At 71.4% G+C, this 25,169-nt stretch carries 25 protein-coding genes; 16 read left to right on the top strand and 9 right to left on the bottom strand.

What is annotated here, in order from left to right; all coding sequences use genetic code 11:
* Nucleotides 1–24 precede the first annotated feature (24 nt).
* Nucleotides 25–3,873: a polarized growth protein Scy gene (scy, locus tag IM697_RS36400; protein WP_194040510.1), complete on the bottom strand. Its 3,849-nt coding sequence runs from the start codon at nt 3,871–3,873 to the stop codon at nt 25–27.
* A gap of 233 nt (nt 3,874–4,106) precedes the next feature.
* The gene (mce, locus tag IM697_RS36395) at nt 4,107–4,547 is read right to left on the bottom strand and encodes a methylmalonyl-CoA epimerase (protein WP_194040506.1); all 441 of its coding nucleotides are present in this window, start codon (nt 4,545–4,547) and stop codon (nt 4,107–4,109) included.
* A gap of 148 nt (nt 4,548–4,695) precedes the next feature.
* Here mce and IM697_RS36390 point away from each other — a divergent pair, with 148 nt between their 5' ends.
* From IM697_RS36390 to IM697_RS36380, 3 genes are all read left to right on the top strand, one after another.
* Nucleotides 4,696–5,898 carry an acetyl-CoA C-acetyltransferase gene (locus tag IM697_RS36390; RefSeq protein ID WP_194040504.1) on the top strand — a complete coding sequence of 401 codons (1,203 nt, stop codon included), beginning with the start codon at nt 4,696–4,698 and terminating at the stop codon, nt 5,896–5,898.
* A gap of 35 nt (nt 5,899–5,933) precedes the next feature.
* On the top strand, nt 5,934–6,890 hold the full coding sequence (gene meaB / locus IM697_RS36385; RefSeq protein ID WP_194040502.1) for a methylmalonyl Co-A mutase-associated GTPase MeaB: 957 nt from the start codon (nt 5,934–5,936) through the stop codon (nt 6,888–6,890).
* Nucleotides 6,891–7,053: 163 nt separating this feature from the next.
* Nucleotides 7,054–8,289, top strand: coding sequence for an MFS transporter (locus IM697_RS36380; protein WP_194040499.1), 1,236 nt, complete (start codon nt 7,054–7,056; stop codon nt 8,287–8,289).
* A gap of 226 nt (nt 8,290–8,515) precedes the next feature.
* Here IM697_RS36380 and IM697_RS36375 read toward each other — a convergent pair whose 3' ends face one another.
* Nucleotides 8,516–9,136, bottom strand: coding sequence for a PepSY domain-containing protein (locus tag IM697_RS36375; RefSeq protein ID WP_194040497.1), 621 nt, complete (start codon nt 9,134–9,136; stop codon nt 8,516–8,518).
* A 116-nt stretch (nt 9,137–9,252) separates the two neighbouring features.
* Here IM697_RS36375 and IM697_RS36370 point away from each other — a divergent pair, with 116 nt between their 5' ends.
* The gene (locus tag IM697_RS36370) at nt 9,253–9,921 is read left to right on the top strand and encodes a response regulator transcription factor (RefSeq protein WP_194040495.1); all 669 of its coding nucleotides are present in this window, start codon (nt 9,253–9,255) and stop codon (nt 9,919–9,921) included.
* Entirely contained in the window at nt 9,918–11,345 is a 1,428-nt protein-coding gene (locus IM697_RS36365) for a sensor histidine kinase (RefSeq protein WP_194040493.1), read from the top strand. Before IM697_RS36370 ends, IM697_RS36365 begins: the two co-directional genes overlap by 4 nt.
* A gap of 18 nt (nt 11,346–11,363) precedes the next feature.
* Here IM697_RS36365 and IM697_RS36360 read toward each other — a convergent pair whose 3' ends face one another.
* From IM697_RS36360 to IM697_RS36345, 4 genes are all read right to left on the bottom strand, one after another.
* Nucleotides 11,364–11,840 carry a MarR family winged helix-turn-helix transcriptional regulator gene (locus IM697_RS36360; RefSeq protein ID WP_194040491.1) on the bottom strand — a complete coding sequence of 159 codons (477 nt, stop codon included), beginning with the start codon at nt 11,838–11,840 and terminating at the stop codon, nt 11,364–11,366.
* 112 nt (nt 11,841–11,952) lie between these two features.
* Nucleotides 11,953–12,750, bottom strand: coding sequence for an AIM24 family protein (locus IM697_RS36355; RefSeq protein ID WP_194040489.1), 798 nt, complete (start codon nt 12,748–12,750; stop codon nt 11,953–11,955).
* Entirely contained in the window at nt 12,747–13,397 is a 651-nt protein-coding gene (locus IM697_RS36350; protein ID WP_194040487.1) for an AIM24 family protein, read from the bottom strand. Before IM697_RS36350 ends, IM697_RS36355 begins: the two co-directional genes overlap by 4 nt.
* A gap of 1 nt (nt 13,398) precedes the next feature.
* Entirely contained in the window at nt 13,399–14,031 is a 633-nt protein-coding gene (locus tag IM697_RS36345; RefSeq protein ID WP_194050023.1) for an AIM24 family protein, read from the bottom strand.
* Between the two features lie 196 nt (nt 14,032–14,227).
* Here IM697_RS36345 and IM697_RS36340 point away from each other — a divergent pair, with 196 nt between their 5' ends.
* The 9 genes from IM697_RS36340 (at nt 14,228) to IM697_RS36300 (ending at nt 20,559) form a co-directional block, all read left to right on the top strand.
* Complete coding sequence (locus IM697_RS36340) at nt 14,228–14,572, top strand: DUF3817 domain-containing protein (protein ID WP_194040485.1); 345 nt, start codon at nt 14,228–14,230, stop codon at nt 14,570–14,572.
* Nucleotides 14,569–14,862 carry an MTH1187 family thiamine-binding protein gene (locus IM697_RS36335; protein ID WP_194040483.1) on the top strand — a complete coding sequence of 98 codons (294 nt, stop codon included), beginning with the start codon at nt 14,569–14,571 and terminating at the stop codon, nt 14,860–14,862. The genes IM697_RS36340 and IM697_RS36335 overlap by 4 nt, the downstream gene beginning before the upstream one ends.
* A gap of 479 nt (nt 14,863–15,341) precedes the next feature.
* Nucleotides 15,342–16,469, top strand: coding sequence for a SchA/CurD-like domain-containing protein (locus IM697_RS36330; protein ID WP_194040481.1), 1,128 nt, complete (start codon nt 15,342–15,344; stop codon nt 16,467–16,469).
* Between the two features lie 44 nt (nt 16,470–16,513).
* Complete coding sequence (locus IM697_RS36325; protein WP_194040479.1) at nt 16,514–16,978, top strand: cupin domain-containing protein; 465 nt, start codon at nt 16,514–16,516, stop codon at nt 16,976–16,978.
* Nucleotides 16,975–18,246 carry a beta-ketoacyl-[acyl-carrier-protein] synthase family protein gene (locus tag IM697_RS36320; RefSeq protein ID WP_194040477.1) on the top strand — a complete coding sequence of 424 codons (1,272 nt, stop codon included), beginning with the start codon at nt 16,975–16,977 and terminating at the stop codon, nt 18,244–18,246. Before IM697_RS36325 ends, IM697_RS36320 begins: the two co-directional genes overlap by 4 nt.
* On the top strand, nt 18,243–19,493 hold the full coding sequence (locus tag IM697_RS36315) for a beta-ketoacyl synthase N-terminal-like domain-containing protein (RefSeq protein WP_194040475.1): 1,251 nt from the start codon (nt 18,243–18,245) through the stop codon (nt 19,491–19,493). The genes IM697_RS36320 and IM697_RS36315 overlap by 4 nt, the downstream gene beginning before the upstream one ends.
* A gap of 34 nt (nt 19,494–19,527) precedes the next feature.
* On the top strand, nt 19,528–19,794 hold the full coding sequence (locus IM697_RS36310; protein ID WP_194040473.1) for an acyl carrier protein: 267 nt from the start codon (nt 19,528–19,530) through the stop codon (nt 19,792–19,794).
* Nucleotide 19,795: 1 nt separating this feature from the next.
* The gene (locus tag IM697_RS36305; protein ID WP_194040471.1) at nt 19,796–20,251 is read left to right on the top strand and encodes an SRPBCC family protein; all 456 of its coding nucleotides are present in this window, start codon (nt 19,796–19,798) and stop codon (nt 20,249–20,251) included.
* Nucleotides 20,236–20,559, top strand: coding sequence for a TcmI family type II polyketide cyclase (locus IM697_RS36300; protein ID WP_194040469.1), 324 nt, complete (start codon nt 20,236–20,238; stop codon nt 20,557–20,559). Before IM697_RS36305 ends, IM697_RS36300 begins: the two co-directional genes overlap by 16 nt.
* Nucleotides 20,560–20,610: 51 nt before the next feature.
* Here the strand turns inward: IM697_RS36300 and IM697_RS36295 are convergent, their stop codons facing one another.
* Together IM697_RS36295 and IM697_RS36290 are read right to left on the bottom strand one after the other, a co-directional pair.
* A complete protein-coding gene (locus IM697_RS36295) occupies nt 20,611–21,576 on the bottom strand; it encodes an amidohydrolase family protein (RefSeq protein ID WP_194040467.1) in 966 nt (321 codons plus the stop codon).
* Between the two features lie 177 nt (nt 21,577–21,753).
* On the bottom strand, nt 21,754–23,451 hold the full coding sequence (locus IM697_RS36290) for an FAD-dependent oxidoreductase (RefSeq protein WP_194040465.1): 1,698 nt from the start codon (nt 23,449–23,451) through the stop codon (nt 21,754–21,756).
* 103 nt (nt 23,452–23,554) lie between these two features.
* Between IM697_RS36290 and IM697_RS36285 the strand changes: the two genes are divergently transcribed.
* Both IM697_RS36285 and IM697_RS36280 read left to right on the top strand, forming a co-directional pair.
* Nucleotides 23,555–24,832 (top strand): cytochrome P450 family protein, encoded by a 1,278-nt coding sequence (locus tag IM697_RS36285; protein ID WP_194040463.1) that lies wholly within the window; start codon nt 23,555–23,557, stop codon nt 24,830–24,832.
* On the top strand, nt 24,829–25,158 hold the full coding sequence (locus IM697_RS36280; RefSeq protein WP_194040461.1) for an antibiotic biosynthesis monooxygenase family protein: 330 nt from the start codon (nt 24,829–24,831) through the stop codon (nt 25,156–25,158). Before IM697_RS36285 ends, IM697_RS36280 begins: the two co-directional genes overlap by 4 nt.
* Nucleotides 25,159–25,169: the final 11 nt, after the last annotated feature.

Genomic DNA, 25,169 nt, shown 5'->3' with positions numbered 1-25,169 from the left:
AGACACCGGAAACCGGCGCTCCCGCTAGCCGTCTGACGACTTGCCACCCGATCGGGGTGCTCCGACTGTCGCACCCGCCTTGACCCCACCGTCCTTGCCGCCCGACGGCGCCTCGAAGGACTCCAGGGCCTCCAGGACGTCCTGGACCCGCGAGATCTCGGCGTTGATGTCCTCGCGCCGCCGCACCAGGACCTCCAGCTCGCGCTTGCCCTCCTCGACGGTGCGCTTGGCCTCGCGGATCGCCTCGGCCTTGAGCTCCTCGGCCTCCTTGATCAGCGTGGACCGCTTCTGCTCGGCCTCCTTCAGCAGGCCCTCGGCCTTCTTGACGGCGGCGATGCGGACCTTGCCGGCCTCGGAGTTGGCTTCCGAGACGATCTCCTTGGCCTTCGCCTGCGCCTTGGCCAGCTGCTCCTCCGAGGCCTTGATGAGCGCGTCGCAGCGGTCGCCGGTCGACTTCATCGTCTCGGAGGCCTCGCGGCGGGCCCGCTCGTGCAGCGCCTCGATCTCGCCCGTGATGCGGTCGCGCAGCTCCTCCGCGCGCTCCCTGATGGCGGTGGCGTCCCGACGGGCGCCGACGAGCAGGTCGTCCGCGTCCGTGCGGGCCTTCTCCACCATGGAGTTGCCCTCGACCGTCGCCTCGGAGACCAGCCGGTCGGCCTCCTTGCGGGCGGCGCCCACCATGGTGTCGGCCTGCCCCTCGGCGTCCGCGGTCGTCTTGTGCGCCTGCGCTTGCGCCTCGGTGAGCAGCTTGTCCGCCTCGGCCGTGGTCTCGGTGATGAGCTTGTCGACCTGCTCGGCCACGTCCTGGCGCCGCTTACTGGCGTCCTTGCGGGCCTCGTCCAGAGTGCGCTCGGCCTCCTCGCGCGCGGAGTTGACCAGCCGTTCCGCCTCCGTCGCCGCCTCGGCCTTGAGGCGCTCGGAGTCGCTGCGCACCCGCTCGGCGTGCTGCTGGGCCGACCCCACCGTCTCGGCGGCCTCGGCGCGCAGCCGCTCCGCCTCCGACGCGGCGTCCCCGACCAGCTTCTCGGCCTTGGCGAGCGCCTCGGTCCGCACCCGGTCGGCCTCCGTGATCGTCTCCGACTGGAGCCGCTCCGCCTCCGAACGCGCCTCGGTGATGAGGGTGTCGGCCTGCGTCGCCGCGTCCGAGCGGATCCGGTTGGCGTCCTCGCGGGCGTCCGCACGGGTGCGAGACGCCGCCTGGTCGGCCTCGGCGATCTTGTCCGACGCCTCGGTGCGGATCCGCTGGGCGTGCTCGGCGGCCTCCGACCGAAGCTGCTCCGCCTCGGCGATGGCCTCCGCGACGGTGCGCTCGGCGAGGGACTTGGCGGCCGCGGACTCCTCGTTCGCCTCGCGCCGGACCCGGCCCGCGTCCTCGCTCGCCCGCTCCCGCTCGGCGTAGGCGTCGGCGCGGACCCGGTCCGACTCCTCCTCGGCCTCCCGGCGGGTACGGTCCGCCGCGTGCTCGGCGGCGCTGCGCAGCCCGGCGATCTCCTCCTGGGCCTGCTCGTGCAGCCCCGACACCGAGTCCCGCACCTGCTGGGCGTGCTGCTCGGCCGCCGACACCATCTCGGTGGCGCGCCGGTCGGCCTCCTCGACCAGCCGCACCGCCTCGGCCTGCGCCTCCTCCACCCGGCCCCGGGCTACGGCCAGCAACTCCTCGCTCTGCTCGCGGGCCCGCTCGCGCTCCTGGTCCGCCTCCTGCCGGGCCGAACCGAGGAGTTCCTCGGCCTCGCGGCGGCGCCGGGCGGCCTCCTCCTGGGCGGCGGCCAGCGTCTCGGACGCCTCGGTGCCGAGCCGCTCGGCGGCGGCCTGCGCCTCGGCGCGCACCCGGTCGGCGGTGTCCTGCGCCTCCGACTTCAGCCGCTCGGCCTCGGACGCGGCCTCCGACCTCAGGCGTACGGCGATGGCCTCGCCCTCGGCCCGGGACGCGGAGGCGTCCGACGCGGCCTCGGTGCGCAGCCGGTCGGCCTCCTCCTCGGCCTGCTGCCGCAGCGTGCGGATCCGCTCGGCGGCCTCGGTGCGCAGCCGCTCGGTCTCCTCGGCGGCCTCGCGCCGGATGCGGGCGGCTTCCTCGCGGGCGTCGGTGAGCGCCTCCTCGGCCGCCGCGAGCCGCTGCTCGGCCTCGGTGTGAAGCCGCGTCAGCTCCTCGGCGGCCTCGGTGCGGCGGGCCTCTATGGCCTGCTCGGTCTCCTCGCGCAGTTCGGCGGCGGCCCGCTCGGCGTCGGCCTTGATGCCCTCGGCCTGCTCCACGACCTCGTCGCGGTGCCGCTCGGCCTCCTGGCGGGTGCGCTGAAGGGTCTCCTCGGCCTGCCGGCGCAGTGTGGTCGCCCGCTCGATGGCCTCGGTGCGGACCTTCTCGCTGTCCGTGGTGGCCTTCTGGCGCAGCTCGTCCGCGTCCTGCTTGGCCTTCGACAGCAGTTCCTCGGCGGTCTTGGCCGCCTCCTCGATCTGCTGGACGGCCTCCTTGCGGGCCTCCGCGCGGATCTTCTCGCCCTCGGCGACCGCCTCGGAGCGCAGCTGCTCGGCCTCCCCGCGCAGCCGGCGGGCCTCCTCCTGCAGCTCGACCGTCTTGGCGCGGTACTCCTTGGTGTCGTCCTTCGCCGCGCCCTTGAGCTGCTCGGCGATGTCATGGGCCTCGGAGCGCAGCCGGTCGGCCTCGGCCTCGGCCTCCCTGCGGATCCGCTCGGCCTCCTCGGCCGCGGCCTTGGTGGTGTTCTGGGCGTCCTCCTGCGCCTTGTTGAGGACGTCCTCGGCGGTCTTGGCCGCCTTCGAGAGCTGGGTCGCGCTCTCCTCGGCGGTGATCGTGCGGGCCTTCTCGGAGGCCTCGGCGACGATCTTCTCGGCCTCGGCACGCGCGTCGGCGACGACCTGCTCGGCCTCCGACTTGGTGGCCTCGGCCTCCTTGGTGGCCTCGCTGACCAGCCGGGCGACCTGCTCCTTGGCCGTACGCATGCGCTGCTCGTTGGCCGACTCGGCACCGGAGAGCGCCTTCTCGGCGGCCGTCTTGGCCTCGGCGACCAGCTTCTCGGCCTCGGACTGCGCCTTGCGCAGCGCCTCCTCGGCCTCCGCCATGCGCTGCTCGGCGGCCCGGCTGAGTTCGGTGGCCTGCCGGCGGGCGGTGTCCGACTCGGTCGCGGTGGAGTTGCGCAGCTGCTCGGCGTGGTCGGTGGCCTCCTGGGCCTGGGTGGAGGCGGCGTTCAGCAGCCGCTCGGCGTCGGTGCGGGCGCGGCGCAGGATCTGCTCGGCCTCGGTGCGGGCCTCCTCGGCCGCGTTCGTCAGGCGCTGGCCGGCCTCGCTGGTGAGCCGCTCGGCCTCGGCGCGCGCGGCCGCCATGGCCTGGTCGGCCTCGGCGCGCGACTCGTCGAGGAGACGGCGGGCCTGCTGCTCGGTGCGGGCGCGCAGCTGCTCGGCCCACGCGACGTTCTCGTTGACGTGCGACTCGACGGTCTGGCGGCGCTCGGCCAGCTCCTGGTCCAGCTGCTGGCGGCGCGTCACCGCCTCCTGGTGCAGCTCGGCCTGGAGCCGGGCGGCCTGCTCGGCGTGCTCCTGGAGGATGCGCTGGGTCTGCGCGCGGGCCTGGCTGAGCTCGCGCTCGGCCTCCTGGCGCAGCTGGTCGGCCTGGACCTGGGCGTTGCGCAGCAGCTGCTCGGCCTGATAGCCGATGTCGCCGCCGTCGAAGGCGGGCCGGGACATGATGGTCCGCCGCGCCTCGTGCAGCTTGGCGCGCAGCACCTCGACCTGGTAGCCGAGGTCCTCGGCGTGCTGGATCGCCTTCTCCCGCTCGGTCTTCAGCCGATCCATCTCGGCCTCGAACCGAGAGAGGTGGTCGACGTCAGCCGCCGGCTCTCGCTCCTGGCGTTCGTAGCCCCGCACTGCGCGGTCCCATCCGTCCCCTGGTCGCAAGTCTGGCCAAACGGGCTCCGTCCGTCCGCCGAACGGGGCCCCCGGGGAATGGTGTCAGATCAACGGCAGAGCCTGGGCTGCTGCCCCGACGCTCGCCCCCCGAAACCCGGACCCCGGAACGGTCCCTCCGCAAAAGGCGGGACCGGGCCACCCCGGTTCAGGGAGCGACCGCCCCCAACCCTACCGGCCCATATGTACGAGGGTCAGTGCTCAGGTGACTCAACAGGCGCCGAAGTGACCAGTTCTGTCAGTACGCCGTGGCAATCCTTCGGGTGCAGGAAGGTGATTCGTGACCCCATGGAGCCGCGTCGGGGCTCTTCGTACAGAACGCGTACGCCCTTGTCCTTGATGTCGGCGGCGTCCTGGTCGACGTCCGCCGTACCGAAAGCGATGTGGTGGACACCCTCGCCGTTCTTGTCGAGCCACTTGGCGACGGTGGAGTCCGGGCGGGTGGGCTCGAGAAGCTGCAGGTAGGAGGCGCCGCCGTCGGAGGTTTCGTTGATCTTGAGCATGGCCTCGCGGACGCCCTGCTCCTCGTTGACCTCGGAGTGGAACACCTCGAAGCCGTAGGTGGCCCGGTAGAACTCGACGGTCCTGTCGAGGTCGAAACAGGCGATCCCGATGTGGTCGATTCGCGTCAGCATGGATTCAGTGCAGCGCTCGGGAGGTGGTTACGCAACGTGCGCGCGATCACACCGACGGCCCGGTGACGGCACGGAGTGCCACTCAGTACATTCGAAGTAAACCCTCGTTCACTCCTCGGCTGTCCAAGCTGGAAGGGGATCGCACCTCATGTCTTCGTCAAACGGCACGACATCCGTGATCGTCGCGGGTGCCCGCACCCCGATGGGGCGGCTGCTCGGCTCGCTGAAGTCCTTCTCCGGAGCCGACCTCGGCGGCTTCGCGATCAAGGCCGCCCTCGACCGTGCGGGGATCGGTGGCGACCAGGTGCAGTACGTGATCATGGGCCAGGTGCTCCAGGCCGGGGCAGGGCAGATCCCGGCGCGCCAGGCCGCGGTCAAGGCCGGCATCCCGATGAACGTGCCGGCGCTCACCGTCAACAAGGTGTGTCTGTCCGGCCTCGACGCCATCGCGCTCGCGGACCAGCTGATCCGCGCCGGCGAGTTCGACGTGATCGTCGCGGGCGGCCAGGAGTCCATGACCAACGCCCCGCACCTGCTGCCGAAGTCCCGCGAGGGCTTCAAGTACGGCGCGGTGCAGATGCTCGACGCGATGGCGCACGACGGTCTGACCGACGCCTTCGAGAACATCGCCATGGGCGAGTCCACCGAGAAGCACAACATGCGCCTGGGCATCCGGCGCCCCGAGCAGGACGAGATCGCCGCCCAGTCCCACCAGCGCGCCGCCGCCGCGCAGAAGAACGGCATCTTCGAGGCCGAGATCACCCCGGTCGAGATCCCGCAGCGCAAGGGCGAGCCGGTCGTCTTCAGCAAGGACGAGGGCATCCGCGCCGAGACGACCGCCGAGTCGCTGGGCAAGCTGCGCCCGGCGTTCTCCAAGGAGGGCACGATCACGGCGGGCTCGTCGTCCCAGATCTCCGACGGCGCCGCCGCGGTCGTCGTCATGAGCAAGGCCAAGGCGCAGGAGCTCGGCCTGGACTGGATCGCCGAGATCGGCGCGCACGGCAATGTGGCGGGCCCGGACAACAGCCTTCAGTCCCAGCCCTCCAACGCCATCCTGCACGCCCTGAAGAAGGAGGGCCTGGAGGTCTCCGACCTCGACCTGATCGAGATCAACGAGGCCTTCGCCGCGGTGGCGGTGCAGTCAATGAAGGACCTCGGAGTGTCCACGGAAAGGGTGAACGTCAACGGCGGAGCCATCGCCCTGGGTCACCCGATCGGTATGTCGGGTGCGCGGCTCGTACTGCACCTCGCCCTGGAGCTCAAGCGGCGCGGCGGCGGCGTCGGCGCGGCCGCGCTGTGCGGTGGCGGCGGTCAGGGTGACGCGCTGATCGTGCGGGTACCCAAGGCCTGAACCGGTCTGTACGCGATTCTCGGAACGGAGCTGTGATGCAGGACGTCTCCACGCTGGTGGCCCAGGCCAGGGAGGGCAGGCCGCGGGCGGTGGCCCGGCTGATCTCCCTGGTGGAGGGGGCGTCCCCGCAGCTGCGGGAGGTCATGGCGGCGCTGGCCCCGCTCACGGGCAACGCCTATGTCGTGGGCCTGACCGGCTCCCCGGGCGTCGGCAAGTCGACGTCCACCTCCGCCCTGGTGACCGCGTACCGCAAGCAGGGCAAGCGGGTCGGCGTCCTGGCCGTCGACCCGTCCTCGCCGTTCTCGGGCGGCGCCCTGCTCGGCGACCGGGTGCGGATGTCCGACCACGCCTCCGACCCCGGCGTCTACATCCGCTCGATGGCGACCCGAGGCCACCTGGGCGGCCTCGCCTGGGCCGCCCCGCAGGCGATCCGCGTCCTGGACGCGGCGGGCTGCGACGTGATCCTGGTCGAGACGGTGGGCGTCGGCCAGTCGGAGGTGGAGATCGCCTCCCAGGCGGACACGAGCGTGGTCCTGCTCGCCCCGGGCATGGGCGACGGCATCCAGGCCGCGAAGGCGGGCATCCTGGAGATCGGCGACGTCTACGTCGTCAACAAGGCCGACCGCGACGGCGCCGACGCCACCGCCCGCGAGCTCAACCACATGCTCGGCCTCGGCGAGTCCCGCGGCCCCGGCGACTGGCGCCCCCCGATCGTCAAGACGGTCGCCGCCCGCGCCGAGGGCGTCGACGAGGTCGTCGAGGCCCTGGAGAAGCATCGCGCCTGGATGGAGGAGCGGGGCGTCCTCGCCGAACGCCGCCGGGCCCGCGCCGCCCGCGAGGTGGAGACCATCGCCGTCACCGCGCTGCGCGAGCGCATCGCCGACCTGCACGGCGACCGCCGCCTCGGGGCACTGGCGGAGAAGATCGTCGCCGGGGAACTGGACCCCTACCGGGCGGCGGACGAACTGGTGGCGGGACTCACCCGGACCTGAGCGCGACCGCCTGGTCAACTCTGGCCGCCCGCTGTTAGGTTGATCCACATGTACCTCCTCCTGGCATAGGGCACGCCACGCCCGCGCACGGCGCACGGCCTCCTGGCTGTGACCGGCGCGGCGCCAAGGCGTCCCCTTTTCCGCCTCGAGTCGAGGAACTCCCGTGTCTTCCACATCAGTGGCGCGGCCTTCGTATGCCGCCGTTCTCCGGATCCCCCATGCCCGCCGCACCTTCGCCGCCGCCCTGCTGGGCAGGCTGTCGTACGGCGTCGCCCCGCTCTCCCTGATGCTCGCCGTGACCCGGGCCTCCGGGTCGTACGCCGTGGCCGGTGTCGTCATGGCGCTGTTCTCCGGCGCCAGTGTCTTCCTGTCGCCCGCGCGGGCGGCCCTGATCGACCGGTACGGGCCGCGCCGGGCGCTCGTGCCGATGGTCGCGGCGCACACCTCGCTGCTGGTGCTGCTGGCGGTGCTCGTCTGGCGGCCGGGTGCCGGCTCGCCGTTCGTCCTCGGCGCGGTGGCCGCCGTCGCCGGTGCCGGTACCCCGCCGCTCGGGCCGACCATGCGGGCCGTATGGGGGCGGCTGGCCCCGGACCGGGCGCTGACACAGCGGGCGTTCAGCCTCGACGCCGTCGCGGAGGAACTGCTCTTCGTCTCCGGGCCGTTGCTGGTGGGCGTGCTCGTCGGGTTCGCTCCGCCGGCGGTCGGGGTGCTCGTCGGGGCCGGGCTGATGGTCGTGGGGACGGCCGGGTTCGTGTCGTCGCCGGTCGTGCGTGCGGTACCGGCCGGCGGGCGCGAGCCGAAGCGGCGTGCGGCCGGGCGGCGGGTACTGCGCGGGCTCGGGCGGCCGGTGATCGCCGCCGCGGGGGTCGGGCTCGCACTGGGCGTGACCGATCTGCTCGTGGTCGCCTTCGCCGAGACCCGTGGCCACGGCGGTGACGGCGCGGCCTGGGTGCTCGCCGCCCTGTCCGCCGGAAGCGCCGTCGGCGGGCTCCTCAACGGGGCCGTCACATGGCGGGCCCCCGCGGGGCTCAGGCTCTCCGCGCAGGCGACCGGACTGGGGCTCGCCCTGTGCGGTGCGGGTCTGGCCCAGGGGCTGGGGACGCTCGCCGCGGCGATCGCGGTGGCCGGTGTCTTCGTCTCCCCGTTGATCACCACCGCGTACCTCATCGCCGACGAGACGGCCGCGCCCGAGGCCCGGGTCCGCGCCGGAGCCTGGGTCAACACGGCTGTCAACGCCGGGGTCACGGCTGGTGCCGCGGTCGCCGGTGTGCTGGTCGGGGGGTTGTCGGTGGGGGTGTGCTTCGTGGTGACCGGGGTGGTGGTGCTGCTGACGGCGGTGGCTGTGGGGCGGGGTGCGGGACGTGGAAGGGGTACGGGAGGTCCCGTACCCCTGGTGTGACGGCGCGAGGGCCGGGTTCGCGCCGGAGGCTGGGTCAACACGGCTGTCAACGCCGGGGTTACGGCCGGTGCCGCGGTCGCCGGTGTGCTGGTCGGGGGGTTGTCGGTGGGGGTGTGCTTCGTGGTGACCGGGGTGGTGGTGCTGCTGACGGCGGTGGCTGTGGGGCGGGGTGCGGGACGTGGAAGGGGTACGGGAGGCCCCGTACCCCTGGTGTGACGGCCTGGCGTCAGTCGTCGTGGTCCTGGGTGACCTTGCCCGTCTTGAGGTCGACCTTCCACTCGCCCTTGGTGGTCTCCACGCTCCAGGCCGCGGGGCCGTCGTCGTCGTGGTCGACGTCGGTGACGGTGCCCTTCGCCGCGGCGGCCCGGGCGGCCTCGCGGGCGTCGACGCTCGCGCCCTTCAGCGCGGCGAGGTCCTCGCGGGCGTCGTCACCGTCGTCGTCGCGCTGGGCGCCGAGGACCTTGCCGGTCGTCGCGGAGACCCGGACGTCGTGGCCGGAGCCGTCGCCCTCGACGACGCTCACCTCCCAGACGTCCGAGCCGTCGTCGTCCAGGTCGGCGGAGACGGCGCTGCCCGGGGTGTGCCGCAGCGCGGCGGCGATGGCGTCGGCGGCGGTGACCTTGGCGGTGGCGGCCTCGTCGCGGACCTCGACGGTGTCGTCGTCCCGGTCGTCGGCTGTGTCTTCCGCGGCGTCCTCCGCCCTGTCGTCCCGGTCGTCGGCGACCCGAACGCTCGACTGCCGCTGCGTGGCCGCGCCGTCGTCGTCACCGGACGCGTAGGCCGCGACGGTGCCGCCCCCGATCAGGGCCGCTGCGGCGACGGTGGCGATGACGATGTTGCGCTTCATTACGGTTCCTCCCGAGTCGCTGTCGTTTCGACGTGAATCAATCTGCCGAACCGACGCTGAGAGGAACCTGAAGGACCCTGAAGAGATCTTCAGCTTCGCTTTGCCAGGCTGTACGCATGCGCCTGTTGATCGTGGAGGACGAGAAGCGGCTGGCCCTGTCGCTCGCCAAGGGCCTGACGGCCGAGGGGTACGCCGTGGACGTCGTCCACGACGGCCGGGAAGGGCTGTACCGGGCCTCGGAGGGGACGTACGACCTCGTGATCCTCGACATCATGCTGCCCGGCATGAACGGCTACCGCGTCTGCGCCGCCCTGCGCGCCGCCGGCCACGAGGTGCCGATCCTCATGCTCACCGCCAAGGACGGCGAGTACGACGAGGCCGAGGGGCTGGACACCGGCGCCGACGACTACCTCACCAAGCCGTTCTCGTACGTCGTCCTCGTCGCCCGCGTCAAGGCGCTGTTGCGGCGCGGGGGACAGGGCGCCGGGGCCTCGCCCGTGCACGTCCACGGCGACCTCAAGGTCGACACCGCCGCCCGCCGGGTCTTCCTCGGCGACGCCGAAGTGGCCCTCACCACCAAGGAGTTCTCCGTCCTGGAGCAGCTCGTGACGCGGGCCGGCGAGGTGGTGTCCAAGGCCGAGATCCTGGAGCACGTCTGGGACTTCGCGTACGAGGGCGATCCCAACATCGTCGAGGTGTACGTCAGCACCCTGCGGCGCAAGCTGCGCGCCGGGCTCATCCGGACGGTGCGCGGGGCCGGCTACCGGCTGGAGACGGAGCAATGAGAAGGCTCTTCGGCTCGGTCCGGTCCAGGGCCACCCTCGGCGCCACCCTCGTCGTCGCCGTGGCCCTGGTCGCGGCCGGGACCGCCGTCCTGCTGTCGCTGCGGTCCAACCTGATCGGTCAGGCCGGTACCGAGGCGGAACGCACCGCACGGGCCGTCGCCTCGGAGATCGCGCTCACCGGACCGCGGGACCGGCTGTCGGTGGACGACGACGAGCCGGTCCAGGTCGTCGACGAGAACAAGAACCTGCTCGCGGCCAGTGAGGACCTGGAGCGGATCAACGGCACCGGCACCGACGCGGTACGGCCGCAGCCCCAGACGACACCCGGCGGGAGTCGCAGCGGGGAGGACTCCGACGACGACACGGACGACGACTCCTCCCCCGAAGCCCTTGAACCCGGCGAGATCAGCGAGCACACCACCTTCACGAACGGCACCGCGACGATCGACGGCGAGACCGACGACTACCGCTTCGCCGCCGTCCATGTCGAGGTCGAGGGCAGGGGCCGGCTCACCGTGTACGCGGGCGCGCAGCTCTCCGCCGAACAGAGTGCCGTCAGGGCCGCGCTCACCGTCATGCTGATCGGCTTCCCGCTGCTGCTCGGCGTCGTCGCGGGCGTCACCTGGCTGGTCACCCGGCGCGCCCTGCGCCCGGTCGAGGGCATCCGCGGCGAGATGGCCGCGATCACCGCCTCCGAGGACCTCGCACGCCGGGTTCCGGTGCCGGACACCCATGACGAGGTCGCCCGCCTGGCGCTGACCACCAACGAGACGCTGGCCGCTCTGGAGACCTCGGTGGAACGCCAGCGCCGCTTCGTCGCCGACGCCTCGCACGAACTGCGCAGCCCGATCGCCTCCCTGCGCACCCAGCTCGAAGTGGGGGCCGCACACCCCGAGTTGCTGGACCTCGACGGCGCGGTGGAGGACACCGTACGGCTCCAGGGCCTCGCGGCCGACCTGCTGCTGCTCGCCCGGCTGGACGCGGGGGAGCGGCCCGATCGGACCCGGTTCGACCTGGGCGCGCTGGCCCGGGAGCAGGCCGAGGGGCGGGCCGGGGTGACGGTGACGGCGGACGCCGTACCGGTGGCCGGGTCGCGGGGGCAGGTGGGGCGGGTGCTCACCAACCTGCTGGACAACGCCGGGCGGCATGCCCGCACGGCGGTCACCGTGACCGTCCGCGGCGAGGGGGAGTGGGCCGTGGCGGCGGTCGCCGACGACGGGGACGGGGTGGCCGAGGCCGACCGGGAGCGGATCTTCGAGCGGTTCGTACGGCTGGACGAGGCCCGCAGCCGCGACGACGGCGGTGCCGGGCTGGGCCTGGCCATCGCCCGCGACGTCGCCGTACGGCACGGTGGCACCCTCACCGTGGGGCGGGCGCCGACCGGCGGAGCCCTGTTCGAGCTCCGCCTGCCGCAGGCTGGGTAGACGCCGGGGCCGCCGGGGTCAGGGGCGTCCCCGCTGCCCGCGCAGGTGCTCCGCGATGGGCTTGAGGGCCTTGTCGAGCTCGGTCAGGGAGTCGAGGGACAGCAGGTCGATGAAGTGCCGGCGCACGGACGCCACATGGTGCGGTGCGACCTTCTGCATCGTCTCCATGCCGTGATCGGTGAGCACCGCGTACAGCCCGCGACGGTCGGACTCGCAGTTCTCACGCCGGACCAGGTTCGCGTTCTCCATCCGGGTGATCTGGTGGGAGAGTCGGCTCTTCGACTGGAGGGTGGCGGAGGCGAGGTCGCTCATCCGCATCCGGAAGTCCTCCGACTCGGAGAGGTTCACCAGGATCTCGTAGTCGTTCATTGTCAGGCCGAACGGCTGAAGGTCTTTTTCGAGCTGGTAGCTCAACAGCCTGTTGACCTCCAGGTGGGTGCGCCAGGCGCACTGCTCCGCATCGGTCAGCCAGCGGGTGGCCGTCTCGGTCTCCATGAATGAAGTCTACCTAAGAAGTTGAAAGGCGAACTAGTGAGGGTTTTCTGTGACACGTCCGTGTGAACCCGTTGTGCTCACACGTTCGATGTCACACTCCGCAGACTACCGCTCACAGCCCGAAGCGACGCTGGAGGTCTCCCAGCTGTCCGGGAAGGCGCGGTGACCCAGCCATTTGTGAAGGGCCTGTGTGGGCGGCACCGGAACCGGGTACTCCGGCGCCCGGCGGGACCGCCCCCGTGGCCTGCTCGGCCATGAGGGTCTCGGTCGACTGGAGCAGCACGGTGCCGGCTCCGACGAACTCGAACTGATGCTCCTCCCCGGAGGCCCCGCCGAGGCCTGTCAGTGCACGTAGACCGCCCATTACGCCGGTCATGTAGCCATGGTCGTAGTGGTGGCACGGCGACGGGCAGTCGGCCCAGCCGACGAGTGCCTGCGGGTCCACCCGGATCGGGGGTTCCATGAACACCACCGGACCGTTAGATGCGGCCACGAACTTCCCGGTTCCGATCAGCGTCAGAAATCCCGGCACGATCGATTGCTTGAGCGCGAGACTTGGCTGAAAAGCGAGCAGGTTGCCCGAGCGAATGGTCAGATTGCCGTCTTCGAGGTCGTAGGAGTTCACGTCGAAGGCCCGGTCAGCGAGCAGCATCTTCCCGGAGCCCGCCGCCACGACCCAGTCGCTCGCGTGCAGTGGCGAATGAAAGGACGTACGGACAAGCCCGTCGAGCCGCCCGTGCCCGATCCCGTTGAACTCCATCTGCCCGTAGTAGGCGATCATCTTCCCCTTCTGCAGGAACCACTGGCTCCCCTTGAGCTCCACGCAGAAGGTGTAGTCGTTGACGTTGTCGTCGGAGGGCAGCGTCATGGGGTCGTACGCGCTCGGGCCCCCGTTCGGGTACTGGCTCACAGCTTCTCCTCCGACGCCTGGACGTACACCGCACCGTTGCCGCTGAGCTCCAGCTGGAAGGCCTCGCCGGAACCCCGGCCCACCATGTCGCGCCAGCCCAGCGCCGTGGACAGCTTGTTGCGCACGTCGCCGTGGTGGGCGACGTAGGCCTGCGGATCGACGTGGACGGGCCGCTGCGGAGTGATCGGAACCTCGAAAACACCACCGTGCGCCATGACTGCGACGGCCCCATGCCCCTTGAGGGTCGTGGTGAACAGCCCCTGCCCGCTGATCTGTCCCCGGACCATGCCCATGACGCCGCCCTGCGAGCCGAGGAACATCGTGCCCTGCTGGAGGGTGCCCTCGAAGGCGAGGAGCCGGTCCGCCTCCACGCACAGGGTGTCGCCGGAAAGGTTGATCACCTGAACGTGATGGCCCCCGTGCCCGAACAGCACCGTGCCGCTGCCCTCGACGCTCATCAGCGGAGTGTCCTCGTTCGCGACCCGCCGCCCGATCATCGACATGACCCCGCCCTGACCACCGGTCACGTTCGGGGTGAAGGACACCTCGCCCTTGTAGGCGAGCATCGCGCCACGCTGACTGAACAGCCGCTGCCCCGGCACCACGGTGGCCTCGATCATCTTCGAGTTGATCTCACGGAAGCCCATGTCACACGTCCCCCGCGATCGTGTTCCGCTCGCTCGGCTGTACGTACACCAGCCCGTCCCCCTCGAAGCGGATCTGGAAGGCCTCGCCACCGCCCTCGCCCATGAGCGTGCGGAAGGTCACACCCGACTGGAAGGACTGCCGCAGATTCCCCTGATGAGCCACATAGGCCCCCGGATCGACGGTCAGCGGATACTGCGCACTGACCCGCAGCACCACAGCGGGCCCATCGGACATGATCGCCGCCTGCCCGTGCCCCTCGACGGTGGTCGTGAACAGCCCGTTGCCCTGCGAGGCGCCGCGCAGCCCCGTGAAGGACGTACCAGTCCGCAGCCCCGCGTCGGTCGCGAGCAGATTGCTCGACTCCACGTACAGCTTGTCGCCCTGGAGGCTCACAAGATTGATCTCGGAGGCGCGGTCCGCGAACCAGCACGTCCCGTGCCCCTTCACCTCCATCACCGTCATCTGCTCACCGGTCAGGCGCCGGGTGACCATCCCCCGGATGCCCTCACCGCCGCCACTCATCTTCTTGAAGGCCATCTGCCCGTCGTACGCGACCATCGAGCCGTTCTTCGCCTTCACGGCGTCCCCGGTCATGTCGACGGCGAGCACCTTGCTGCCCTGGAGTCGGAACATCGCCACGCAGCGAAGGTAACCGCCACCGCCCGCCGCCAACAGATCCCGAAGGCGGACTTCACCCCTGACGGGACCCTTAGGGGCGTACGACACCGACCCCGGGCCCCGCCCACCGGCCGGGGTTTGCCACAATGGCCGAGCCCTTGTGCTTACGTTCACAAGCCGATCCGCCCCCGAACCCCACCGAAGGTGACCCGTGGACAACAAGACCGCCACCGCCCTCCGCCGCCTCCGTCTCGTCTCGGCCCCCGAGGCGGTGTCGTTCCTGCTGCTGCTCGTCTGCTCGGTGCTGAAGCGGACCACCGACTTCAACGCGGTGCCCGTGATGGGCATGATCCACGGCGTCCTCTTCATCCTCTACGTGATCTTCTGGGCGGACGCCTGGAACCGCACCAAGTGGCCCCTGAAGACCGCGGCCCTCTACTTCGTCCTCTCCGTCCTGCCCACCGGCGGCTTCTTCGCCGAGCGCAAGCTCAAGCGCGAGGCCGAGGACGCGGTGATCGCCTCCCGCGCCCGCAAGGAAGGAATCGTCAACGCATGATCGTCGCGTTCTCCGTGACGCCGCTCGGCGTGGGCGAGGACGTGGGGGAGTACGTCGCCGACGCCGTCCGCGTGGTCCGGGAATCGGGCCTGCCCAACCGCACCGACGCGATGTTCACCTCCGTCGAGGGCGACTGGGACGAGGTCATGGACGTCGTCAGGCGCGCCGTGGCCGCCGTGGAGGAGCGGGCCCCGCGGGTCTCCCTGGTCCTCAAGGCCGACATCCGCCCCGGCGTGACGGACGGCCTCACCACCAAGGTGGAAACGGTGGAGCGCCACCTGGCCGAGTAGCGAAGTCCCCGCCCCGCACGGGGACTTCGGCGCACCCCCAAGCACCCGCGGTCGCGTACGGCGGGAAGGGGACGTGGCGGGGGGTGTCCGCCCGCAGTGGCCGGCGTCAAGAAACGATGACCACCCTGCCCAAGGCCAGCCGCCGGTCCGAGGACGGACACCCCCGCCACGGCCCCGACTCACCCCCCACCCGCAGGCGCTACGCGCACCCCCACCGAACCCGCAGCGGCGCCGCAGGCATCAACACGCACCACCACCAACCGGCCCCCCACCCACGGCACATGCCGCCCCCGCAGACCCGCCTGACACAACGTCGGCACCCGGCGCGCACACCCCCGCGCCCAGTCCCTCAATTGGCCCGCATGGCTCGCGGACCCCAGGGCCCTGACCCACGATGAAGGCTCAGGGCCGAAACCCGCGTTCACGCAGGTGGAACAGGGACGGCCGCCGCTTGCTCCCGCGAAGGAAGGGTCTGCCGGATGACCACTTCGCCCTATATCACCCAGTCGGCGTTCGACGGATCCAGGATGCGCGTCCTCCTGCTCGTCGACCTCCACGAGGGCGCCCAGCAACAGTTCCTGGACGCGTACGAGCAGATGCGTGACCGAGTCGCGTCGGTCCCCGGTCACCTCGGTGACCAGTTGTGCCAGTCCGTGGAGAACCCCTCCCAGTGGGTCATCACGAGCGAGTGGGCGACCGCCCCGCCGTACCTCGCCTGGGTGAACAGCGAAGAGCATCTGGAGACGGTCCGGCCGCTGCAGCGCTGCGTCCGTGAGCTCCGCTCGATGCGCTACGGCATCGTCCGTGAGACCGGCGGCGACCGCCCCCGCACCGGCACCACCGGCACCACCGGCACCCTCCAGACGGCCGCACGGGTCGGCGACGGCGTGATCCGCCACGCCCTGACCTTCACCGTCAAGCCCGGCGCCGAGTCCAAGGCCGCCGAGATCCTCGCCGGCTACGCCCCGCCCGAGGCCCGCGTCGACGACACCACCCGGCTGCGCCGCACCACCCTGTTCATGCACGGCAACCGGATCGTGCGCACCGTCGAGGTGGAGGGCGACCTGACGGCGGCCCTGCGCCACGTCTCCCGCCAGCCCGAGGTACGGGCCGTGGAGGAAGCCATCAACCCGTACCTGGAGCAGGACCGGGATCTCACCGACCCCGAGTCCGCCCGCACCTTCTTCATCCGCGCCGCCATGCCACCCGTCCACCACGTGGCGCGCGGCGGACCGGAACCGGACGACCTGCGCCGGCACGCCCTGTACTACCCGGCCAGACAGGGCTGCGGCATGGCGCTGGCCCGGCTGCTCGGCCGGCAGGACGAGGCGGCCGCGGCCGACCCCGCGTCCCCCGTGCACCGCAGCACCGTCTTCCAGCGCGAGGACATCGTCGTCCGCCTCATCGACGTACAGGGCGACCCCGAGACCGATCCGGTCATGGCGCTCGGCATCCACGGCCCCAGGAAGGCCGCCGTACTGGCCCGCCTGCTGGACGGCGTCGCACTCGGTGTCACAGGACGGCTCACCGGCGAACGGGACGCCAACCGCCTCCTGGCGCACGCCGACATGGCGCTGATCACCGACCGCAGGGCCGCGCAGTCCTGACGGCACGGGACCGACATCCCACCGACCGACCTGGAGACAGAACCATGGACAAGATGCGCCCGCGCGTCGTCGACCTGAACGAGATCGAGCCCAACCGCAAGCGCGGCGGCGACCTGCGCACCCTGCTCACCCCCGTCACGGTGGGCGCCACGAGCGGCTTCATGGGCCTGGCCATCATGCGGCCCGGCGAACGCATCAGCGAGCACTATCACCCGTACTCCGAGGAGTTCGTGTACGTCGTCGAGGGCCGGCTGGAGGTCGATCTCGATGGTGAAACGTTTCCTCTCCGTGCCGACCAGGGCCTGATGATCCCCATCGACATGCGGCACCGCTTCCGCAACGTCGGTGACGAGGAGGCCCGCATGGTCTTCCATCTGGGCCCGCTGGCGCCCAAGCCGAGCCTCGGCCACGTCGACACCGAGGCCCCGGAGATCAGCGACGACATCAAGCCGTACCCGCTCGTCCAGAAAGAGGGCGCGCATCCCGAACGCCCAGAGGTGCTGTCGTGACCCGGCGGGTGGCGGTCACCGGCATAGGCGTGGTCGCCCCCGGCGGGACAGGAGTGCCGGCGTTCTGGGACCTCCTCTCAGGCGGCCGTACGGCGACCCGTGGCATCACCCTGTTCGACCCCGAGGGCCTGCGCTCCCGCATAGCTGCCGAGTGCGACTTCGACCCGCTCGCGCACGGCCTCGACGCCGAGGTCGTCGAACGCGCCGACCGGTACATACAGTTCGCCCTGGTCGCCGCCGAGGAGGCGGTCACCGACAGCGGCGTCGACTTCGCCGCCGAGGACCCCTGGCGCGTCGCCGTGTCCCTGGGCAGCGCGGTGGGCGGCACGACCCGCCTGGAGCACGACTACGTCCTGGTCAGCGAGCACGGCCGGCGCTGGGATGTCGACCACCGCGCCGCGCGGCCCGAACTGCACCGGGCGTTCTCGCCCAGCACGCTCGCGGCCGACATCGCCGAACGGTTCGGCGCCCAGGGCCCGGTGCAGACCGTGTCCACCGGCTGCACCTCCGGACTCGACGCCGTGGGCTACGCCTTCCACACCATCGAGGAGGGCCGCGCCGACGTCTGCATAGCCGGCGCCTCGGACTCCCCGATCTCCCCGATCACCATGGCCTGCTTCGACGCCATCAAGGCCACGTCGCCCCACAACGACGACCCGGAGCACGCCTCCCGCCCCTTCGACGCCCACCGCGACGGCTTCGTGATGGGCGAGGGCGCCGCCGTCCTCGTACTGGAGGAACTGGACCACGCCCGCGCACGCGGCGCGCACGTCTACTGCGAGATCAGCGGCTACGCCACCTTCGGCAACGCCTACCACATGACCGGGCTGACCACCGAGGGCCTGGAGATGGCCAGGGCCATCGACGACGCGCTCGCCCACGCGCGCGTGGACCCCACCGAGATCGACTACGTCAACGCGCACGGCTCCGGCACCCGGCAGAACGACCGGCACGAGACCGCCGCCGTCAAGAAGTCGCTGGGCGCGCACGCCTACGACACGCCCATGAGCTCGATCAAGTCCATGGTGGGCCACTCGCTCGGCGCGATCGGCGCCATCGAGGTCGTCGCCTGTGTGCTCGCGCTGGCCCGCCAGGTGGTGCCGCCGACGGCGAACTACGAGACCCCGGACCCCGAGTGCGACCTCGACTACGTCCCGCGCACCGCGCGCTCCCGCCGGCTCGACAACGTGCTCTCCGTGGGCAGCGGCTTCGGCGGGTTCCAGTCCGCGGTGCTCCTGACGGGGCCGAACGGGAGGAGACGACGATGAGTGGTCCACGCGCCCGGCACACCGCCGTCACGGGCATCGGCGTGGTCGCGCCGGGCGGCCTGCACGCCGACACCTACTGGAAGAACGTCAAGGACGGCACGAGCGTCCTGGACCGCGTCACCCGCGAGGGCTGCGAGCACCTTCCGCTCCGCGTCGCCGGCGAGGTCCGCGGTTTCGACGCGTCGGCGCTGATCGAGGAGACCTTCCTCGTCCAGACCGACAAGTTCACCCACTTCGCGCTCGCCGCCGCCGACGCGGCCCTGAAGGACGCGGGGCTGAGCAGGGCCGCCTGGGCCGACGCGCCGTACTCCGTGGGAGTCGTCACCGCGGCCGGGTCCGGCGGCGGTGAGTTCGGCCAGCGGGAACTGCAGAAGCTGTGGGGGCAGGGCCCCCGGTTCGTCGGGCCCTACCAGTCCATCGCCTGGTTCTACGCCGCCAGCACCGGCCAGATATCCATCCGCAAGGGCTTCAAGGGCCCCTGCTCGGTGGTGGCCAGCGACGAGGCCGGCGGCCTGGACGCCGTCGCGCACGCCGCGCGCGCCGTGCGCCGCGGGACGGAGGTGATCGTGGTCGGCGCGGCCGAGGCGCCGCTCGCCCCCTACTCGGGCGTCTGCCAGCTCGGCTACCCCGAGCTCAGCACCGAGGCGGACCCCGCCCGCGCCTACCGCCCCTTCACCTCGGCGGCCTGCGGCTTCGTGCCCGCCGAGGGCGGTGCCGTGCTGGTCGTGGAGGACCTGGAGCGGGCCCGGCGCCGGGACGCGGTGGTCCGCGCCACCGTGGCCGGACACGCGGCCACCTTCACCGGAGCCTCCCGCTGGGACCGGTCGCGGGACGGGCTCGCGCAGGCCATCCGGGGCGCCCTCGACGAGGCCGGCTGCGCACCGGAGGAGATCGACGTGGTCTTCGCCGACGCGATGGGCGTCCCCGACGCGGACCGCGCCGAGGCGCTCGCCCTCGCCGACGCCCTCGGCCGGCACGGCACCCGGGTGCCGGTCACGGCTCCCAAGGCCGGCATCGGGCGGTCGTACTGCGGGGCACCGCTGCTGGACGTCGTGGCCGCCGTCCAGGCCATGGAACACGGGCTGATCCCGCCGACGCCGGGCGTGTTCGACATCTGCCACGACATCGACCTGGTGACCGTCACGGCGCGCCCGGCCGAGCCGCGCACGGCCCTGGTCCTCAGCCGGGGACTCATGGGCTCCAACGCGGCGCTCGTCCTGAGGCGGGGTCCCGGATCCGCCGCCTAGGAAGACAAGGCCCAGGAAGACAAGGAGAACCCTCATGACCACCGAAGTGACCAAAGTGACCGTCGAGGAACTGGCCACGCTGATGAAGAAGGGCGCCGGCGTGACGGTCGACCCGCACGACCTCGAACGCCGCGCGGACGCCCCCTTCGCCGAGTTCGGGCTGGACTCGCTCGGCCTCCTCGGCATCGTGGGCGAGCTGGAGAACCGGCACGGCCGGGCGCTGCCCACCGACGCGGAGCGCTGCAAGAGCCCCCGCGCCTTCCTCGACCTCGTCAACGGCGCACTCACGACAGGAGCCTGAAGTGGCTGGACACACCGAGAACGAGATCACCATCGCCGCTCCCGTCGACCTCGTCTGGGACATGACGAACGACCTGGAGCGCTGGCCCCAGCTGTTCAGCGAGTACGCCTCCTGCGAGGTGCTCTCCCGCGAGGGCGACACGGTGACCTTCCGCCTGACCATGCACCCCGACGAGAACGGCAAGGTGTGGAGCTGGGTCTCGGAACGGGTCGCCGACCGAGAGAAGCTCGTGGTGCGCGCCCGCCGTGTCGAGACCGGCCCCTTCGAGTACATGAACATCGTCTGGGAGTACGAGGAGACCCCGGCCGGCACCCGGATGCACTGGACGCAGGACTTCGCGATGAAGCCCGACGCCCCGGTCGACGACGTCGGGATGACGGAGATCATCAACCGCAACTCGCCCATCCAGATGGCGCTCATCCGCGACCGGGTGGAGGCCGCATGCACCACGCACTGATCGTCGCCAGGATGGCCCCGCAGTCGGCCAAGGACATCGCCGGCGTCTTCGCGGCCTCCGACCGGGGCGAACTCCCGCACCTCGTCGGGGTGACCAAGCGTTCCCTGTTCCAGTTCGGCGATGTGTACATGCACTTCATCGAGGCCGAGCAGGACCCGGGGCCGGCCATCGCGAAGGTGGCCGGGCACCCCGAGTTCGTCGACATCAGCAAGCGGCTCGAAGCCTTCGTCAGCCCGTACGACCCCGAGACCTGGAGGAGCCCGAAGGACGCGATGGCGCGCTGCTTCTACCACTGGGAGCGGGACTGAACGACGCAGGCCGCCGCCCGATCGCGGGCGGCGGCCTTCTCATGTGTACGGCTACCGGCGCGCGAGCCCCGGCAGCAGCCGCAGCGCGTTCTCCCGGTTGATGCCCCGCAGTTGCCGCTCCGAGAGGAGGGGGTCGCCGTCCAGGGCGGGCGTCACGCTGTCGACGAGGACATGGGCCGGGGTGGGCGGCCAGTCGGTGCCGAAGAGGATGCGGTCGGGGTCGACCGTCGCCAGCAGGGTCGGCGTGGCCGAGGGGGACATGGGGCCGGCGGTGTCGAAGTAGAACCGGTGCAGGTAATCACGGACCCGGCCGGGCTCGATCGGGGGCGTGATCCGCCCGCCGAACAGGTCGAGCCGGGTGGCCATGTAGGGGAGGAAGCCCCCTCCGTGCGGGAGGATGAAGCTGAGGTTCGGATAGCGGTCCAGGGTGCCGTTCCTGATGAGGTTGATGGCGGCGCGCGTGGTGTCCAGCAGGAAGTCGCACACGAAGGGCGGCATCCCCGGCAGCCCCTCGGCGCCGTCCTTGCCGGCCGCCACCTCCATGGGGTGCGTGCTGATGACCGCGGACCGCTCGTTCAGCTCCCGCAGCAGACGGTCGTGCGACTCGTCGCCGAGGAAGACGCCGTTGACGCTGGTGCGCGTGCTCACCCCGATCGCACCCAGCTCGTCGAGACCGTGGCGCACGCTCCACGAGGAGAGCTCCAGGTCGTCGAGGAAGACGGGGGTGAAGAAGGCGAAGCGCGCGGGGTTGGCCTCGACGACCTCGGCCGCGGCCCCGAGGGCGACCCGGGCGCTCTCCTGCCGCTCGGCGCGCTCACGGAACCGGCCGAGCATCGCCACGGTCATGACGGAGGTGCCGATCCCCGTCTTGTCCATGATCTCCAGCGCCGCGTTCAGGTCCCAGCGGGTCCACCAGGGCAGCTTCTCGCGGTGGACGACACCGCGTTCCTCGGCCCAGTCCAGCCAGGCCGGGGCGGTGAAGTGGTGATGGACGTCGATGCGTCCGGCAAGGGTCATGACAGCGTCCTAGTCGTTCGGTACGGGGCATCTGGATTCCAGCGGGGGTCTGAGCAGGCCTGGCGAATTCGGCTGCGGTTCGGCAACGCCCTTTAAGGGGCGCGGGGCGGTCATCGACTTGCGGCTACCGCCGCGTGGGCGCGACCAGCCACGACGGGCCGGCAGATGGTCGACGGCCTATCGCGGCGCCTCCAGCGGAGCGCGATCGCGGCAGAGCACGCTCTGCAGCACGTTCGTCAGGACGCGGTCGGCGTCCGGCATCGCGGCGTCCGCCCGCCAGGCGACGAAGCCGTCGGGGCGCACGAGCACGGCACCGTCCTCGGCCGTGCCGTGCAGCTCCGCCCAGTCGGCGTCCGTGTCGGGGGCGAGGTCGTGATCGGGTCCGGTACCCACGAGGTACGCCTCGACGGGCACGCCCAGATTGCGGGAGGCCCGCTCCACGGCCGTACGCCACTTCTGCCCCCCGGATCCGGCGAGCAGCACGAAGGAGCGCTCGTACAGGTCGAGCGTGGAGATCCGCAGGTCGCCGCGCATCACCCACATGTGGGGGGCGCGGCTGCCCGGTTCGCCGCCCAGATGGAAGGCGTCGGGGACGATCGGTCGCTCCGGCGGGGCGCCCACCACGGCGTGGGAGGCGTACCGGTAGCACAGGGCGACGGTCATCAGGTCCGCCGGGTCGTTGTTGCGGCCGGCGGCGGGGCTGAACCCCGGGTGCTCTTCGTCGGCCGCCTGCACGCACGCGCGCGTGCCGGTCGCGAGGGCGACGGGCCGCCGTTCGAGCTCGTAGCTGTCGAGCAACGACGGGCCGGCCCAGCCGCGCAGCACGGCGGCCAGCTTCCAGGCGAGGTTGTGGGCGTCCTGGATGCCGGTGTTGGAGCCGAACGCCCCGGTGGGCGGCATCTCGTGGGCCGAGTCGCCGGCCAGGAACACCCGGCCCGCGCCATAGGCGTCGGCGACCCGCTTGGACGCGTGCCAGGGCGCCCGGCCGGTGATCTCGACGTCGATGCCGGGCACGCCGACGGCGGCGCGGATGTGTGCCGCCAGCCGCTCGTCGGTGAAGTCCGTCAACTCCTCACGCCGGTCGGGATACCAGGGAACGTGGATCACCCAGCGCTCCTCGTTGTCCACCGGCAGCAGGGCGCCCTCGCCCCGGGGGTCGGTGACGTAGCAGACGACGAATCGTTTCTCTCCGACGTGGTTCTTCAGGGTCCTGCTGCGGAAGGTGACGCTGACGTTGTGGAACAGCTCACCGGGCCCCGACTGGCCGATCCCCAGGTGACTGCGGATGGGGCTGCGGGGCCCGTCGGCGGCCACCAGATAGTCGGCGTTCACGGTGTACGTCTCGCCGGAGTCCCGGTTCTTGATCCGGGCCCGTACGCCGTCCCCGTGCTCGGTGAAGGAGAGCAGCTCGGAGTTGAAGCGGATGTCGGAGCCCTGCTCGCGGGCGTACTCCAGCAGCACCGGTTCGAGGTCGTTCTGGCTGCACAGGCACCAGTCCGAGGAACTCACCCGGGAGACGTCCATGCCGCCGGAGATGTCCCCGACGATCCAGCGGCGCTGGCGCCCGGTGAGGGTGTCGACCTGGAGAATGCCGTCGTTCCCGGCGAGCACGCTGGCCGCGTCCCGGATACGCGACTCCAGTCCGGCGGTCCGGTAGATCTCCATGGTGCGCACGTTGTTGCCACGGCCGCGCGGATGCGTCGATGTCCTGGCATGGCGCTCCACGAGCATGTGCTCGATCCCGAGGCGGCCTAGGAAAACCGAAGTGGAAAGACCCACCAGGGAGCCGCCGACGACGAGAACTGGTACAGATTCCGCTTCGTGTCCGCTCACGTCGTCGATGTTTACCAAGCAGCCCTGCCACACACACGTCATCCGGCGAGCCGACCCATATGGCGCAGCGCCGTTTGCGGCGCCGTGTCGACCGGGAAACGGTGGCTCTGACCACGGAAGTTCACGCCCAACCCGGGGACCAGTCATGACGCAAGCGTTCACATCCGAGGAATCCTCGGAATCCGAGGCAATGTCGTCCGAGGCGGCCGCCGCCGCGGCCTCGTCGTGCAGCCGGGAGTTCCGCGCCAACCCGCATCCCGTCTACGCCGCGCTCCGCGAGCAGGCGCCCGTGTGCCCGCTCTCGCCGCCCCATGGCGTGGAGACATACCTGATCACGCGTTATGACGACGCCCGCGCCGCGCTGGCCGACCCGCGGCTGAGCAAGGACATGTACGGCGCCATCGACGCCTACCACCGCATCTTCGGTGACTCGTCGATCGCGCTGGACGACAACATGCTCTTCTCGGACCCGCCGAAGCACACCAGGCTCCGCCGGATCGTCGGCAGCACCTTCACTCCGAAAAGGGTGGAATCACTGCGGACGCGCGTTCAGCAGATCACCGACGAACTGCTCGACGCATGCCCGACGTCCGGGCCGGTGAATCTGCTCCCGGAGTTCTGTTTCCCGCTTCCGCTCCACGTCATCTGTGAACTCCTGGGCGTTCCGGAGAACGAGCGGAAACAGGCGCAGGAATGGTCCGCCACCGTCGCACAGACCGGTTTCGGACCGGAGGCCAGAAAGGCGCTGGAGATCGCCGAGGGCAATCTGCGCGACTATCTCGTGGACCTCTGCGCGCGAAAGCGCAGCGCGCCCGAATCGGATCTGCTCAGCGCACTCGTCACCGCCCAGGACCAGGAGGGCGCGCTCACCGACCACGAACTCGTCTCGACGGCGTGGGTGCTCCTCTTCGCCGGCCACAAGTCGACGGCGTACCAGATCGGAAACGCGGTCTACCACCTGCTGAGCCGGCCGGACCAGAAGGACCTGGCCCTGCGGGACGCGAACGCGATGAACATGGCCATCGAGGAGATCTTCCGCTTCGAGACCTCGGTGGAGAACTCCACCTTCCGCCATGCCAAGGAAGACGTCGTGATCCGGGACACGCTCATCCCCAAGGGCGCGCTCGTCCAGATCTCGATCACCGGGGCCAACCGCGACCCGGAGATGTTCACTGCCCCGGGCGAGCTGGACGTCCAGCGCCCGGGCGTCCAGGCCACCCATCTCGCCTTCGGCTACGGCCCGCACTACTGCATCGGCGCCCCGCTGGCCCGCCTGGAGATGCAGATCGCCCTCGGCACCCTCTTCCGCCGGCACCCCCGGATGACCCTCGCCGTAGCGCCGGAGGACGCCCGCTGGCTGACCGTGCCGTTCCCCGCCTTCCGCGGGCTGGCGGAGCTGCCCGTCGTCCTCGACCCGTCATGACCGCCGGTGCCGCGGCCCCCGAGCGGGTGCGGGTGATCCGGCTGCTGCGGGTGCGCGAGGGGATGGAGGAGCGGTTCGTACGGTCCTACGACGACGTCCGCGCGGCAGCGGCCGGATTCCCCGGGCACCTCGGCGAACAACTGTGCCGTTCCCTGGACGACCCCGCCCAGTGGCTGCTCACCAGCGAGTGGGCCGGCCTGGAGGCCGTCCGGCGCTGGCGCACCGCCCCCGCCCATCAGGACCTGGTCGAGCCGATGAACGCCTGTCTGCACGACGACCGGTGGACAGGGGTCTTCCGGGTCGGGGAGTCGGGTCCGGACACATGAGTCAGGTCCGG

The sequence above is a fragment of the Streptomyces ferrugineus genome, assembly GCF_015160855.1.
Taxonomy (GTDB): Bacteria; Actinomycetota; Actinomycetes; order Streptomycetales; family Streptomycetaceae; genus Streptomyces; species Streptomyces ferrugineus.
Note: the sequence above shows the minus strand (reverse complement) of the source record. Positions and strands in the feature narration are given on the sequence as shown.